The following is a 13,916-nucleotide window of genomic DNA, read 5'->3' as shown; positions in this document are numbered from 1 at the left end:
CCTTACTCCTCTTCCTCAACATAACCAAAATGCGACTTGGCAAACTGTGTAATCATGCGTCCTCGCGGCGTGCGCTGCAAGAATCCTTGTTGTAATAAATAGGGCTCATAGACGTCTTCAATCGTCTGAGCATCCTCACCGATCGTAGCGGCGAGCGTCTCGAGTCCGACCGGTCCACCTCCGAACCGTTCGACCATGGACCGAAGTAACCGGTGATCGACTTCATCGAGACCGAGCGCATCGACGTGAAGACGGTCGAGCGCGTCGGATGCGAGCACGGGGTCGATTTCTTTCGTTCCAGCCACTTGTGCGAAATCACGAACACGTCGCAATAACCGGTTCGCGATTCGTGGCGTCCCGCGCGATCGTTTCGCAATCGCTCCGCTCGCCTCAGGTGATATCGAGAGACGGAACAACTGTGCCGTCCGACTGACAATGGCCGCTAATTCATGCGGTTCATAATATTCAAGCTTCAGTGTGACGCCGAAACGGTCACGAAGTGGTGCCGACAACATTCCGGCCCTTGTCGTCGCTCCGACAAGCGTGAACGGTGGCAGGTCGATGCGCACACTTCGTGCCATCTCGCCTTGCCCGTAGACGATGTCGAGACAGTAGTCCTCCATCGCTGGATAGAGAATCTCTTCGATTGTCCGGCTCAACCGGTGAATCTCGTCGATGAATAAGACGTCTCCCGGTTCAAGTGTCGAGAGGATTGCCGCCAAATCACCTGGTCGTTCGATCGCAGGGCCAGCGGTCGTCTTGATCCCGACGCCCATCTCGTTGGCGATGATTTGGGCAAGTGTCGTCTTTCCAAGTCCAGGTGGTCCGTATAACAATACGTGGTCGAGCGTCTCACTGCGAAGTTTGGCGGCTTGAATGAAGACCGACAAATTGCCTTTCGCTTTTTCTTGCCCGATATATTGCTCGAAGCGCTGCGGACGTAAGCTCCACTCTTCAGAGTCTTCATATTGCTGATGAGATTGTGACAACAATCGTTCGTCCATAGCTTCCTCCTTATTTCAGTAACAGCTGTAGCGCGCGTTTTATGTACGCGTCGGTCGTCAAGATCTCCCCGCTCAATGCTTTGCGTACTTTCGCAATCTCTCGTTCAGAATATCCGAGTGCGACGAGCGCCTCACACGCCTCGTCTAGTTCTGATGCACCTTGTGCGAACAACCCTTCGTTCGGCACGTAATCCGGTGCGAGCTCGGATAGCTTCCCTTTTAGGTCGAGGGCCATCTGTTTAGCCGTCTTCTTCCCGACTCCCGGGAACTTCGTCAAATACTTCTCATTCTCGGTTTCAATTGCGTCAATCAACGCATCGATATCTCCAGATGCTACGATGGCGAGCGCTCCTTTTGGTCCAATCCCGCTGACGCTAAGAAGCTTATTGAAAAGCTCCCGCTCGCGGCGTGACCGGAAACCGTATAGCGTCTGTTGGTCTTCACGCACGTAATGATGCGTAAACACGATTACATGTTCGTCTTGTTCACGATAAAAAAACGGGTTAGGCACATGTACTTTGTAGCCGACGCCCGAAACATCTAACGTTATATATTCCGCACACACATAGGCGACGGGTCCTTTTACGAATTCAATCACGGTGTACTCTCCTTTTCGGTCGGAAAAACTGCATTTATTGTACCATAACGGACGACACGAAAAAAGGACAGGCGTTTACCTGTCCTGAAGCGATTACCGTACCAGCATCCGTTCAAGCGCACGTTTCGACAATTCTGTCGTGTCAGCATCGACACGAATCACATTCACTGGATCGGTCTCGAGTGATTCAAGCGACCAAAGTAGATGTTGCAAGTCGATTCGATTCATCGTGAGGCACGGACACATGAACGGGTTCAATGAGACGATATCAAGATGTGGGTACGTGGCCGCCAAACGGTTGACGAGGTTCATCTCCGTTCCGACCGCCCATTTCGTCCCCGGCGCACTCGCATCAATCTTGTCGATGATATACGATGTCGATCCCGCCTCATCCGCTGCCTGAACGACGTCAAACGTACATTCCGGATGAACGATGATGCGGCGGTCCGGTTCGCGTTCACGAAACGTCTGAATTTGCGAGACGGTGAACTTCTCATGGACGGAACAGTGTCCTTTCCAAAGGATGACCCGAATTTGTTCTAGCTCGCCTTCCGCAACCAATTCTTCGTGAAGTGGGTCCCAGACGGCCATCGCCTCGAGCGGGACCCCGAGGTCATACGCCGTGTTCCGACCAAGGTGTTGATCCGGAAGAAATAAAATTCGTTCGCCGGCCTCAAGTGCCCATTTGACAATTTCATGAGCGTTTGACGAAGTGACGGTCGCCCCACCGTGACGACCGACGAACGCTTTGATGGCCGCTGTTGAATTGACGTATGTAATCGGGATGATTCCTTCTCCAAATCGTTCCGTCAGTTCTTCCCAGGCAATCTCCGTCTGATCGATATCGGCCATGTCTGCCATCGAACAACCGGCACGCATATCGGGCAAGACGACAATCTGGTCGTCCCGCGTCAACATATCAGCCGTCTCTGCCATGAAATGGACACCACAAAAGACGATGAATTCCGCCTCGCTCATCTGTTCTGCGAGTCGCGCGAGCTGGAGCGAATCTCCTGTCGCGTCTGCGAACTGGACGACTTCGTCTTTTTGATAATGATGTGCTGGCAAGAACAGTCGCTTCCCGAGTCGGTCTTTGACTGCCTGAATCCGCGTCTCCATTTCTTCCACCGAAAGGTTAGCGTACGTCGGCGGAAGTGTTCCGAGTAGTTGCATATTTCATTCCTCCTTGTAAATTCATACTGCAGTCAAGCGCGCGCACTGAATGGGTCAATTGCCCGAGGGAGATCACATCGATGCGAATTCCTTTGTATGCGGCAATCGAATCGATCGTGATGCCTCCGGACACCTCGGTTTTGATATGACGTGGGATATACCGGACCCATTCTCTCAATTCATCCGGTTTACAATTATCAAGCATCACAATATCTGGATTCGCCGGAATCGCCTCTAAGAGCTGAGTGAACGTCTCGACCTCGACTTCAATCGGAGTCGTATGCCCCACTTTAGCGCGTGCGGCATGAATGGCCTCTGTCACACCACCGAGTGCGACGATATGGTTGTCTTTGATCATGACGGCATCGTCGAGTCGGAGTCGATGGTTATAGCCGCCGCCGACACGAACCGCATACTTCTCAAGCATACGAAGGCCCGGGGTCGTCTTCCGTGTATCGGTCACGTGAATGGATTCGTCATTGAGAGAATCAACGCACTGACGTGTCAAGGTCGCAACACCACTCACGTGTTGAATCACATTCAATAGGACGCGCTCCGTCTCTAAAAGGACACGTGTCTTTCCTTTCAAGACGATCAGTTCGTCGCCGATCGCGATTTGATGACCGTCTTCTTGGCAGAACAAGACATCAAACTGCTGAATCGTAGCAAGTTCTTGAACGATTGGTTTTCCGCAAAAGATCCCTTCTTCTTTCGCAACGATTGTTGCGACCGATTCATCATCCGGATCAATCAATGCACTCGATAAATCGCCAAATCCGATGTCTTCAATCAAAAAGTTCTGCAGCTGTTCGCGTAGATAAATCGTGTTCATCATACCTCTCCATTTCAAGGATGCTTTGCGCGAGGAGACGCGCTGCATCGAGTTGTAAAGTTTGTTCACTTAATTGTCTTGTCACGTGTTTCGTCAAGGTCAATGATTGGGTATTTTGTAAGAAACATTTCATTTCTTCAAGACTTGGTGAGATTGTCAACCATTTACCGATTTGATGACGTAACGTTCGGAAGTCATCCGGTTTGATGTCGTAAGCCACCGTCTCACTTGACGTAAAGGATGAGTCATGTAACTGAAGCGCTCGCGCGACCCGTTTCCCGAACACCCAACATTCAAGAAGCGAGTTCGAAGCCAACCGATTCCTCCCATGGACTCCTGTATCCGCGACTTCACCGACTGCGTATAATCCATCAACGCCGGTTCTTCCCATGTCATCCACTTCGATTCCACCCATATGAAAATGAAGACCTGGACGTACCGGAATCCGGTGACAATCAATCCCAAGCTTGTCGCATGTCAAAGCGAGTTTCGGGAAGCGGTCTCGTAGTCGTTTCACTGTCGTCGTATCTAGATAAACAGGTCCCGCTTGTTCAGTCAGGACCCGAGCCACCTCATCTCGAGGAGCGAGACTGCCAAGCGGATGATGCGCCATCACATGGTTTCCTTCCTCATCAACGAGTGTCGCCCCGGCTCCTCGGAGCGCCTCGGTCACGAGGTGAGGCTCATCGGTCGCCAGTTATGTGGGGTGAAATTGAATCCGCTGTAAGTGTGTCAGCTTAGCACCACATCGATTTGCCAGAACGAGACCATCGCCGGTCACGGTATGCGCGTTTGAAGTCCAATCGATCAGTCCACCAATGCCACCTGTCGCCAACACGACAGCACCGGCTTCAATGTGTAGGACTTCTTCTTTATGAAACGCCATCGCACCGACGACTCGTCCTTCTTTCATCACCAGGTCATGTACGAGGACGTGTTCGAGTATTTTCACGTTGTCTGACAACGACTGACGTAATTGTCGCATGACATGGCGACCCGTCTCGTCGCCACCGGCATGAAAAATTCGATGCGCTCGATGTGCGCCTTCTCGTCCGAGGGCATACTCGCCCTCTTCAAGATCAAATCGGACACCAAATCGCTCCATCTCTTCAATCGATTGACGACCTTCTTCGACGAGAATGTCTACTCGTGCTGAGCACGATGTCATGTTTGAAGCGAACATCGTGTCTTCTTTATGTGCCTCACTCGTCTCCTCAAGATACGAACTCGCAATTCCTCCTTGTGCCAAATCTGAGTTACTCTCCGTCACCCCGCCTTTTGAAACGAGGAGAATAGATAAAGAACCTGGCACATGCAAGGCCGTTGTAACGGCGGCAAGTCCAGTACCAATAATCAAAATGTCAGTTCTCTCTTTGTGTAAAGACACCTGTATATCACCTGTATTCCATATGTAATATTGACTTGTAAACTAGTTTCGCATAATTTTGGGTAGAAGACAACATGAGAAAAGGGGAGTCCATGATGAACCGCTACTTCGACTACGCCGCTACACATCCAATGACACATGCTGCATTAGACCATTACGTGGCTATGGCCCAAAACGTTTATGGGAACCCATCATCACTCCACACACAAGGATATATGGCTGAAGATTATTTAACTGAGGCACGACGTCTATTCAAACAAGCGCTCGGAATTGACGTCTTACGCGGAAAATTATTGTTTACCGGAAGTGGATCTGAGAGTAACTACATCGCGCTCACAAGTTTACGGAAACGTATGAAAGGCAAAGAAGTGATTACGTCTTGGCATGAACATGATTCGGTCTCCCTTCCACTTGAAGAATGGGAACGGGAAGGTGTGATTGTACATCGTTTGAAGTTAAAAGATGGAAAGTTTGATTTGGATCAGTTTACGCACCTACTTGACCGTGACATCGGACTCGTCACGCTCCAACACGTCAATTCCGACACAGGATGGGTGTTACCGCTTCATCACATTCAATGTTTACTGAAGTACAGAAAAATCCTTTTCCATGTGGATGGGGTGCAGGCACTCGGGAAAATCCCAATCTCTGTCGAAGGCATCGACGCCTACTCGTTCAGCGCCCATAAGGTCGGGGGACCAAAAGGCGTGGGGGCGCTTTATATGGAACGATTGATTCCACCGCCATACTATCCAGGTCATCATCAATATGGGATTCGTCCCGGTACGATTGACGTACCCGGAATCAGCTCTTTCGTGAAAGCACTCGGGGAACGACAGGAGCAATTGACGCGTTTTCAGAGAAATTTCATGGCGTTTCGTGCTATCTTGAAAGAGAAGACTTCAAGATATGTCAATTGGCTCGAGTTTGACGAACAAAGTCCCGCTATCTTTTCCTTCGTGTCACATCAACGCGATGGGCAATGGTGGATGACTGAGCTCGATGATCTCGGGTTCCAAGTATCGGCCGGTTCGGCATGTCGTGCCGGCCAGAATGGACCGAACCGCATGCTCGAAGCACTCGGATATGAAACGAGTGCCTGCCATGGACTCGTCCGTATTTCCTTCGGCGCACAAACGACCGTCGAAGACACATCGGCCCTCGCCGATGCCATCGTCACTTTAGCAAGGAGAGTCGAACATCATGAACAAACGTTTAGCCGGTGAAGAACGCCGTCGCACTTTACTTCAGCTGATTGAATCGAGCGCTGAACCAATCACAGGATCTGAACTCGCAAGGCACGTATCTGTCAGTCGTCAAGTCATCGTCCAAGACTTGTCGCTCTTAAAAGCGAAAGGTCATCAAATCATCGCCACAGCCCGTGGTTATGTCTATTTGCACGGGGACCTTACTCCGTCTACTTATTCGAAAAAGGTAGCTTGTCGTCACACTGCAAACGAGATGGAGGCAGAAATGAACGCCATCGTTGATGAAGGAGTCACGATCAAAGACGTCGTCATCGATCACCCAGTTTACGGTTCTATCACCGGTCAACTTATGGTGAAGAGTCGACGCGACGTTCGCGCCTTTCTCGAACGTGTCAAAACACATGGGGCCTCTCCGCTCTCACAACTGACCGGGGGCTTACACATCCATACGCTCGAAGCAGATCATAAAGAGGCAATCGATGCTGCGGTGAAAGAACTGGACCGCCTCGGCATCCTCGTATCCGAATTAGATTGAAGGGACGTCACGAATATGTGACATCTCTTCTTTTTCTTTTGGTTCATGTCCGTTATACTGATGGATGGAACATCTTTCCTGAAACTTTTGAAAGGAGGACTTGTCATGAACGTTCTCGAGCATTTGCTTGCCGCATGCGGTGTCTTCAGCATCCCCATCGGTATCTTGATTCAATTCATCCCGAACGAACTCGTCCTTGCATACGGCGGTTTTCTCGTTGACTCACATGATGCGCCTTTCTTTCTTATGTTCCTACTGGCGTGGTTTTCATTCACGCTCAGTCAAATCGCTCTTTATTGGATTGGTCGGTACGGCGGTCGTCCCGTCGCCTTAAAACTGTATCGCTATTTTCGAATTCGGTCGGACAAGCAACTTCGGGCCGAACGATGGTTTGAGAAGTACGGGGCTTGGATCGTCTGTCTCAGTCTCTTTTGGCGACAGTTGTTCGCAGTGAGTGCCGGTGTGATGCGTCTGTCATTCCGTAAATTCTTGACAGTGACGACATTGATTTTTGCGGTCTGGTCCTTCGTATTTATTCATGTAGGGATGATGCTCGGTAATAACTGGCGGATGATCGGTCACTTCATGGACAATGTCCTCCCATTCCTAGCATTTGGAATCGGCACGACCCTCGTCATTCGTCATTTTCGCCACCAACCAAAGCGTTTGAAAGAATCCGCCTAAACGTGACGGATTCTTTTTTTGTTGGAAAGGGAAACGATGAAATCTGTCGAATAAGAACTATGTAAGCGAATTGCGGTCATACATACAGGATACCGCACAACGAAAAAGGAGGAATCACCATGTTCCATCGTCGCAAAACGTATACGATTCGACCTGAACGCCTGCAAGAATTCACCGACTTTTTTCATACATACATCTACCCGATCCAAGCGTCCCATGGCGCTCGTCTTGTCGGACGCTGGGTGACGGAAGACAAATCTGAGGTCATGGCCTTATGGGAATACCGGGACCGTGAACATTATGAGCAAGTCGAACGGGATTACCGAGGCAGTGCGTTACGGCGAGAAGCGATGAAAAAACGAGCCCGTCTCGGAAAAGACTTGTATATCAAATCGAGCGAAGAGTTCATGATGCCGACGGGACATTATACGCCACCTCGTACTATCGTCTCTGTGACGGCCCATATCACGAACGAAGCGGGCGAGGTCCTACTCGTCAAAAACATGCATCGGAACGACTCGTTCGAAATGCCGGGTGGACAGGTCGAAGAACATGAGTCACTCGTTGACGCCATCCATCGCGAAGTGCGAGAAGAAACTGGTGCAGAAATAGAAGTGGAAGGCATCACCGGGATTTATCAAAACGTCTCATCCCGCGTCCTCTGTGTCACCTTCCGCGCGAAATACGTATCAGGTGAGCTCAGGTCGCAAGCAGGCGAGACGCAAGAAGTCGGGTTCTATCCGATTGATGCGGGTAACGTCGGCGACTATATCAAGCGTGAACATTTCCAAATGCGCTTCCTTGATGCAATCGACCCGATTTATATGCCGTACGCGATTTATAAAGTACGTCCATATGAATTGATTGAACGGATCGAACGCCAGTCGGTATAACAAAAAAAGAGATGATTCGCTATGAGCGAATCATCTCTTTTGCTTATGCTTCTTGCATGTCTTCTTGCTTCGATTGGCCGGTCTCCACTAATAGCTTACGGACGCGACGTTTTTCCACGTGGAGGACGGTGAACGTCATGTCTTCATACATGACTTGCGCACCTTTCTCCGGGATGTCACCGAGCAATTCAACGAACCATCCACCCATCGTGTTTGAATCGATGTCTGGGTCTTTGATTCCCATCTCTTCTGCGAACTCATCAACATCCATATCGGCCATACACTCATACACACCTTCACGGAGACGTCTGAGATAGACGACGGATTCGTCGTGCTCATCCCAAATATCACCGACAAGTTCCTCGAGCATGTCTTCTAGAGTGATCAAACCTGCTGTCCCCCCGAATTCATCGAGGACGACAGCCATGTGAGACTGTTTCTGTTGGAGAATCGGAAGCAGTTCAATCAGTTTTGTCTGCGGTGACACGAACGTGACCGGTCGAATGAGCGAACGGACATCGGTCACTTCATCTCTCATCATCGAACGCAAGAAGTCTCGCTCCGACAAGACACCGATGACGTTGTCAATCGAGTCTTTATAGACCGGTAACCGTGAATGACCACCACTGAAAATCGTATCTTTGATCTCATCGAGCGTATCATCGATGTCGACGGCCAAAATATCAATACGTGGTGTCAGGACGTCATCCACGGAAATGTCGTTAAAGGCAAATGCGCTGTGCACAAGCTCAGCTTCCGTCTCGCCGAGTACACCTTCTTCTTCACCCATATCGACGAGCACTTTCAACTCTTCTTCTGTGACTGATGGCTCTTTATCTTTCATCCCGATGAGACGTAATGTCACATTTTTGAGACCTGTGAACACAACAGTGACCGGTTTGAGGATTTTGACAAGAAAGACAAGAATCCCGCTGATTGCGAGCGAGTACTTCTCTGCGAATTCTTTCGCGAGAGACTTCGGTAAAATCTCACCAAAAATCAAGATGAGAATCGTCGTTACGAATGTCGCAACAAGGAGTCCCGTCCCTCCGGTAAAGATCGTAGTCGCAATCGTAGTCGAGACCGTCGCCGAACCGATGTTGACGATGTTATTCCCGACGAGGATTGTCGAGAGCGTATCATCGAAATTGTCGACAAGGCTGAGGACGCGCTTGGCACGTTTATCCCCATCCTCTGACATTCGAATCATCCGCACTCGGTTCACACTCGATAAGGCGGTCTCAGATGACGAGAAGAACGCTGACAATAGAATCAAAACTGCATATAGAATTAAACTTGACGAGGGCACAGGGTCCACGTTAGCTTCACACTCCGTTTCTTCTTAACAAATAATTTTTTACTCCACAAATTCGAATTCGAAATCGAGGATTGCGACGACGCTACCGTCTTCGGCACCCAATTTACGAAGATCGTCATCGACGCCCATCTGACGCATTTGACGAGCGAATCGCTTGATTGACTCATCATGGTCGAAGTTCGTCATCTTGAAGAGCTTCTCGATACGTGGTCCCGTGATGACGAAGCGTTCGTATTCATCGATGTGGATTTGATAACCTTTTTCTTCCTTCTCATAACGATACACGACACGAGGCGTCGCTGTCTTCTCTTCAAGCTCATCGAGTGGGAATTCAGGCGTCGTATCGACGAAGTTCGCCACTTCAATCAACAAGTTGCGAAGACCATCTTGAGCGAGTGCAGAGATTGGAAAGACTTTGACATCGTCCCCTACCTTCTTCTTGAACTCTTCGAGATGTTCCTCTGCGTCCGGCATATCCATTTTGTTCGCCACGACGACTTGTGGACGCTCGAGGAGGCGTAAGTTATACGACTCGAGCTCACGGTTGATTGTCGTGTAGTCCTCGAACGGGTCGCGTCCTTCCATCCCGCTCATATCAATCATATGAACGATGACTTTCGTCCGCTCGATATGACGCAGGAATTGGTGACCGAGACCGACACCTTGACTCGCTCCTTCAATGAGACCAGGAAGGTCGGCCATGACGAAGCTACGATCGTCCGCTGTCTTGACGACGCCGAGATTCGGTGTGATCGTCGTGAAGTGGTACGCCCCAATTTTAGGACGTGCAGATGAAACGACCGAGAGTAGCGTAGACTTTCCGACAGACGGGAAGCCGACGAGTCCGACATCAGCGAGTAATTTCAACTCGAGACGTAACTCGCGCTCTTGACCTGGTTCTCCGTTCTCTGCAATTTCAGGAGCCGGGTTGGCTGGTGTCGCGAAACGACAGTTCCCCCGTCCACCACGTCCACCTTTGGCAATCGTTGCTTGTTGTCCGTGCTCTGTCAAATCGGCGATGACCGTATCCGTTTGTGCATCGAACACGATGGTACCAGGTGGAACTTTGACGATGAGCGGCTTCGCTTTACGTCCGTGCATCCCTTTTGACATCCCTTTTTCGCCATCATAGGCGATAAACTTCTTCGAATAACGGAAATCAACGAGTGTACGTAACCCTTCTTCTACTTCAAAGACGACATCTCCACCGTGACCACCGTCACCACCTGCAGGTCCACCATCTGGGACATACTTCTCGCGGCGGAAGGCAACCATACCTTTTCCGCCGTCTCCAGCTTTTACAAAAATATTAACCTGATCGACAAACATTTATTTCCCCTCCTTTATGTGAAACGTAGTACTATCTACGTTCTGTTCGTACACATCGGCTGATGGGTTCACACCTGCCGGGACAGTGCCCGTGACGCGAACCATCAGTCCGTCCGTGAACGTCACATGAATCGGCCCGTCCGTGTCTTCTAATAAACGGACAAGCATCTCTGCCACTCGCGCGTCATCGATGGCAAGTTGGTCGGTCGAAATCGTATACGTCATCCGTCCTTCCCAATTCGCTTGAATCACGACAAGGCTCGTCTGCGGCACGTTCAGACGAACGAGCGCACTCTCCTCGTCAGCCTGTTTCCGATAGCGTTCGTAAAGTTCCTCGAGCTTAGTCGGATCGAGTGCCGCATAGAGTGAGATCAATTGAAGCCGATTCATCCATTCGTGACGGACGGTCGATAAGAGCTCGAGTGTCTGTTCTGAATCCATTTGATCCTCTCCTAGAAAAAAAGACTCTAACCAAAAAAGTGGCTAGAGTCTTCTGCGTCGTTCAACTTACGCGCCTGGGTAAACGCTCACTTGTTTCTTGTCGCGACCAAGACGCTCATAGCGTACTACGCCGTCAACTTTCGCAAACAAAGTGTCGTCGCCACCACGGCCAACGTTTTCACCTGGGTGAATCTTTGTACCGCGTTGGCGGTAAAGGATTGATCCAGCTGAAACTGTTTGTCCGTCAGCGCGTTTTGCACCGAGACGTTTCGAAATTGAGTCACGACCGTTTTTAGTCGAACCAACTCCCTTTTTCGAAGCGAAGAACTGAAGGTTCAATTGTAACATGAGGTCCACCTCCTATTGTTCAATTTGGATATATTCACCGTAGCTTTGGGCGATCGTGTCTAACTGCACGAGCATCCCTTCTAATAACAGTTGGGTGCGTTCCATATCCTGCGGTGATAAGTCAGGATACGTCTCGACATAAAAGTAACCACCCTCTGTTTGATCTGCCATTTCTACAAGAAGCGATTGACCCGCAAACGTTTCGACGGCGTTATAGGCACCAAATATGATGGCTGAAACACCGGCGCACACCAAGTCAGAACCAGGTTCTGCAAAGTTGGCATGACCAGTCACTTCGACAGAGCGAATCAAATTCGCTTCGTCTCGTCTTACCTTGACCCGAATCATAGCTTACGCTTCGATTTTCTCGATGCGAACTTTCGTGTAAGGCTGACGGTGACCTTGCTTACGACGGTAGTTTTTCTTAGCTTTCATTTTGAAGACAGTGATCTTCTTAGCGCGGCCGTGTTTTACCACAGTACCGACAACTTTAGCTCCTTCTACGAGTGGAGCGCCGACTTTAACATCGTCACCACCAACAAAAAGAACCTCACCGAATTCTACAGAACCTTCGACATCAGCATCGAGTTTTTCGATGTAGATCTCTTGACCTGCTTCAACTTTGATTTGCTTACCACCAGTTTTGATGATTGCGTACATATACGTGCACCTCCTTGTTAAACTCAGACTCGCCATCCTGGGCAGGGCAAAAACCTTTAAAAACCCGTTCTGTGCGGTTGTAGCCATTTGGGTGCTTCCAAACGAACTAACGTTATAGATAATACCATTCTCAATTAATCATTGTCAACGTCGAGATAAGAAATTCTGACATTCTTCGGACGTCCCGTAAAAGGCGAACTCTGGATTCCCTTCAACGAGGTGCACCTCGATGTCACATTCGTGCCAAGAAGCATCGTGCCACTTTTTTGGTAGCGAGAGTACGACCGCTTCATATTGATCGTTCAAATCAAGAAGTGCACGTTCGAACTGTGAGAAGATGGCCAGTTTCGAAGGCTTGCCGGCATACGTCATTCGATCTTGAATCGAGCGTCCCGTCCGTTCTCTCGACAACTCGAACAAGCCCATCCGTGTGAATCCATACACCTCGACACGTCGCAAATCACGCGCCCCAAGTTCTTTCATCTTTTTAAGGAGCCGAGTCTGACCTTCTTTCGAACCTCGTAAAAAATCAATGACGATCATGCCACCGATGTTACGCAAGCGCAACTGCTCCATGATCGTGTAAAGCGCGGCTTCATTGATGGTATCGGCCGCACGACCCTTGTCTTTGACGGCGACATTTTTTCCGCTATTCACATCGATGACAGTCATCGTCTCGACTTGTTCGATCAAGACGAATGCCCCTCCGTCTAGCCAGACGGCACGACTCTCAAGCTTCTCGATGGTCCCGTCTAGACGTTTCGCCTCAGGCATACGCCCCTTCCCGACATGGCGTTTCACAGGCACTTCCAACCGTTCAATCCGTGTTTGTCCTTCTTTGTCGTTCAGAAGAACCGATTCGACTGCATGACGCCTCACGAATTGTTCGCATAGTAACTCATCCTGACCGTAGCGTTGATCGATTACAGCCATGGCACGTTCACGAAGAAGGTTCAGTTCTTCCTGTAAAGCATCAGGTGCCACTTGCCCGGCTTCCGTCCGAAACAGGACCCCTTCCTCTTCTGAAAGCTCGAGCACCTTCGAGAGACGATCCTGCGTGACGAGGTCAAGCTTCCGACTAAACAATTTCCGCCGACCAAACGGGAAGTAGACGAGATAGCGTCCGCCGAAACGAATATTTTCTGTCACTTTATGATGCTTACCGTTGATTCCTTCTTTCGTCACTTGAACGAGTCGCTTTTCCCCGACGATAGCAGCTTGACCGATTGCCGGCACCTCTGGGTAAGAGGCGAGCGCACGGAGCGTCTCTGCGATCGGCAGGAAGAACGTCGTCTCACCGTCCGTCAAAAAGGCTGCACCGAGCGACGGATGAATCCGTTCGATTGCAGCTTCGACGATCGTACCGACCGACAGTTGGTCGACAAACCGTTCCTCGACTTCAAGTAAACGTTCTCCGTCCACGAGCATCGCCCGCTCAACCGAAGGGGTGCGTTCATAGATTAACTTCATGTGCATCACTCCTTTCGACAGAAAAAGGCAACTTTC

15 protein-coding genes, 1 pseudogene and 1 other annotated feature are annotated in these 13,916 nt (G+C 50.0%); of the genes and pseudogenes, 4 read left to right on the top strand and 12 right to left on the bottom strand.

The genetic code is table 11. The features are described 5' to 3' along the window. Positions 1-2 precede the first annotated feature (2 nt). The 5 genes and pseudogenes from ruvB to KNO98_RS09690 form a co-directional block, all read right to left on the bottom strand. The gene (ruvB, locus tag KNO98_RS09710) at positions 3-1,004 is read right to left on the bottom strand and encodes a Holliday junction branch migration DNA helicase RuvB (protein WP_026826455.1); all 1,002 of its coding nucleotides are present in this window, start codon (positions 1,002-1,004) and stop codon (positions 3-5) included. Between the two features lie 10 nt (positions 1,005-1,014). Next, positions 1,015-1,602, bottom strand: coding sequence for a Holliday junction branch migration protein RuvA (gene ruvA, locus KNO98_RS09705; RefSeq protein ID WP_015881166.1), 588 nt, complete (start codon positions 1,600-1,602; stop codon positions 1,015-1,017). A 93-nt stretch (positions 1,603-1,695) separates the two neighbouring features. Further along, positions 1,696-2,775 (bottom strand): quinolinate synthase NadA, encoded by a 1,080-nt coding sequence (nadA, locus tag KNO98_RS09700; RefSeq protein ID WP_214700679.1) that lies wholly within the window; start codon positions 2,773-2,775, stop codon positions 1,696-1,698. Next, on the bottom strand, positions 2,738-3,607 hold the full coding sequence (nadC, locus tag KNO98_RS09695) for a carboxylating nicotinate-nucleotide diphosphorylase (RefSeq protein ID WP_214700677.1): 870 nt from the start codon (positions 3,605-3,607) through the stop codon (positions 2,738-2,740). The genes nadA and nadC overlap by 38 nt, the downstream gene beginning before the upstream one ends. Further along, positions 3,561-4,994: pseudogene (locus tag KNO98_RS09690) on the bottom strand (L-aspartate oxidase). Before KNO98_RS09690 ends, nadC begins: the two are co-directional and overlap by 47 nt. 95 nt (positions 4,995-5,089) lie before the next feature. Here KNO98_RS09690 and KNO98_RS09685 point away from each other — a divergent pair. From KNO98_RS09685 to KNO98_RS09670, 4 genes are all read left to right on the top strand, one after another. Further along, a complete protein-coding gene (locus KNO98_RS09685; RefSeq protein ID WP_034771509.1) occupies positions 5,090-6,220 on the top strand; it encodes a cysteine desulfurase family protein in 1,131 nt (376 codons plus the stop codon). After that, on the top strand, positions 6,198-6,737 hold the full coding sequence (locus tag KNO98_RS09680) for a transcription repressor NadR (RefSeq protein ID WP_214700676.1): 540 nt from the start codon (positions 6,198-6,200) through the stop codon (positions 6,735-6,737). Before KNO98_RS09685 ends, KNO98_RS09680 begins: the two co-directional genes overlap by 23 nt. Before the next feature lie 105 nt (positions 6,738-6,842). Beyond that, complete coding sequence (locus tag KNO98_RS09675; protein WP_214700674.1) at positions 6,843-7,421, top strand: DedA family protein; 579 nt, start codon at positions 6,843-6,845, stop codon at positions 7,419-7,421. 119 nt (positions 7,422-7,540) lie between these two features. Next, positions 7,541-8,314, top strand: a complete 774-nt coding sequence (locus tag KNO98_RS09670; RefSeq protein ID WP_026826461.1) for an NUDIX domain-containing protein — start codon at positions 7,541-7,543, stop codon at positions 8,312-8,314. A gap of 43 nt (positions 8,315-8,357) precedes the next feature. On the opposite strand, the gene KNO98_RS09665 is transcribed toward KNO98_RS09670, so the two are convergent. The 7 genes from KNO98_RS09665 to KNO98_RS09635 form a co-directional block, all read right to left on the bottom strand. Beyond that, positions 8,358-9,632 carry a hemolysin family protein gene (locus KNO98_RS09665; protein WP_026826462.1) on the bottom strand — a complete coding sequence of 425 codons (1,275 nt, stop codon included), beginning with the start codon at positions 9,630-9,632 and terminating at the stop codon, positions 8,358-8,360. Positions 9,633-9,671: 39 nt separating this feature from the next. Next, entirely contained in the window at positions 9,672-10,961 is a 1,290-nt protein-coding gene (obgE, locus tag KNO98_RS09660; RefSeq protein ID WP_026826463.1) for a GTPase ObgE, read from the bottom strand. Further along, positions 10,962-11,402 (bottom strand): Spo0B domain-containing protein, encoded by a 441-nt coding sequence (locus KNO98_RS09655; protein WP_026826464.1) that lies wholly within the window; start codon positions 11,400-11,402, stop codon positions 10,962-10,964. It abuts the gene before it with no gap. A gap of 66 nt (positions 11,403-11,468) precedes the next feature. Next, positions 11,469-11,750 (bottom strand): 50S ribosomal protein L27, encoded by a 282-nt coding sequence (rpmA, locus tag KNO98_RS09650; protein WP_026826465.1) that lies wholly within the window; start codon positions 11,748-11,750, stop codon positions 11,469-11,471. A gap of 12 nt (positions 11,751-11,762) precedes the next feature. After that, positions 11,763-12,098 carry a ribosomal-processing cysteine protease Prp gene (locus tag KNO98_RS09645; protein WP_214700672.1) on the bottom strand — a complete coding sequence of 112 codons (336 nt, stop codon included), beginning with the start codon at positions 12,096-12,098 and terminating at the stop codon, positions 11,763-11,765. 3 nt (positions 12,099-12,101) lie between these two features. Next, positions 12,102-12,410, bottom strand: coding sequence for a 50S ribosomal protein L21 (gene rplU / locus KNO98_RS09640; protein ID WP_026826467.1), 309 nt, complete (start codon positions 12,408-12,410; stop codon positions 12,102-12,104). 15 nt (positions 12,411-12,425) lie between these two features. After that, positions 12,426-12,499, bottom strand: a sequence feature (ribosomal protein L21 leader region). 55 nt (positions 12,500-12,554) lie between these two features. Further along, positions 12,555-13,880, bottom strand: a complete 1,326-nt coding sequence (locus KNO98_RS09635) for a ribonuclease E/G (RefSeq protein WP_214700671.1) — start codon at positions 13,878-13,880, stop codon at positions 12,555-12,557. Positions 13,881-13,916: the final 36 nt, after the last annotated feature.

It is taken from the genome of Exiguobacterium sp. s57 (genome assembly GCF_018617685.1).
Lineage (GTDB): Bacteria > Bacillota > Bacilli > Exiguobacteriales > Exiguobacteriaceae > Exiguobacterium > Exiguobacterium marinum.
This window is presented reverse-complemented; position numbering and strand designations above follow the sequence as displayed.

What these genes read in the sequence shown, in the direction of transcription:
- ruvB (WP_026826455.1), bottom strand. Translation starts at nt 1,004, where the DNA reads ATGGACGAACGATTGTTGTCACAATCTCATCAGCAATATGAAGACTCT.
- nadA (WP_214700679.1), bottom strand. Translation starts at nt 2,775, where the DNA reads ATGCAACTACTCGGAACACTTCCGCCGACGTACGCTAACCTTTCGGTG.
- nadC (WP_214700677.1), bottom strand. Translation starts at nt 3,607, where the DNA reads ATGAACACGATTTATCTACGCGAACAGCTGCAGAACTTTTTGATTGAA.
- KNO98_RS09685 (WP_034771509.1), top strand. Translation starts at nt 5,090, where the DNA reads ATGAACCGCTACTTCGACTACGCCGCTACACATCCAATGACACATGCT.
- KNO98_RS09680 (WP_214700676.1), top strand. Translation starts at nt 6,198, where the DNA reads ATGAACAAACGTTTAGCCGGTGAAGAACGCCGTCGCACTTTACTTCAG.
- KNO98_RS09675 (WP_214700674.1), top strand. Translation starts at nt 6,843, where the DNA reads ATGAACGTTCTCGAGCATTTGCTTGCCGCATGCGGTGTCTTCAGCATC.
- KNO98_RS09670 (WP_026826461.1), top strand. Translation starts at nt 7,541, where the DNA reads ATGTTCCATCGTCGCAAAACGTATACGATTCGACCTGAACGCCTGCAA.
- obgE (WP_026826463.1), bottom strand. Translation starts at nt 10,961, where the DNA reads ATGTTTGTCGATCAGGTTAATATTTTTGTAAAAGCTGGAGACGGCGGA.
- KNO98_RS09655 (WP_026826464.1), bottom strand. Translation starts at nt 11,402, where the DNA reads ATGGATTCAGAACAGACACTCGAGCTCTTATCGACCGTCCGTCACGAA.
- rpmA (WP_026826465.1), bottom strand. Translation starts at nt 11,750, where the DNA reads ATGTTACAATTGAACCTTCAGTTCTTCGCTTCGAAAAAGGGAGTTGGT.
- KNO98_RS09645 (WP_214700672.1), bottom strand. Translation starts at nt 12,098, where the DNA reads ATGATTCGGGTCAAGGTAAGACGAGACGAAGCGAATTTGATTCGCTCT.
- rplU (WP_026826467.1), bottom strand. Translation starts at nt 12,410, where the DNA reads ATGTACGCAATCATCAAAACTGGTGGTAAGCAAATCAAAGTTGAAGCA.
- KNO98_RS09635 (WP_214700671.1), bottom strand. Translation starts at nt 13,880, where the DNA reads ATGAAGTTAATCTATGAACGCACCCCTTCGGTTGAGCGGGCGATGCTC.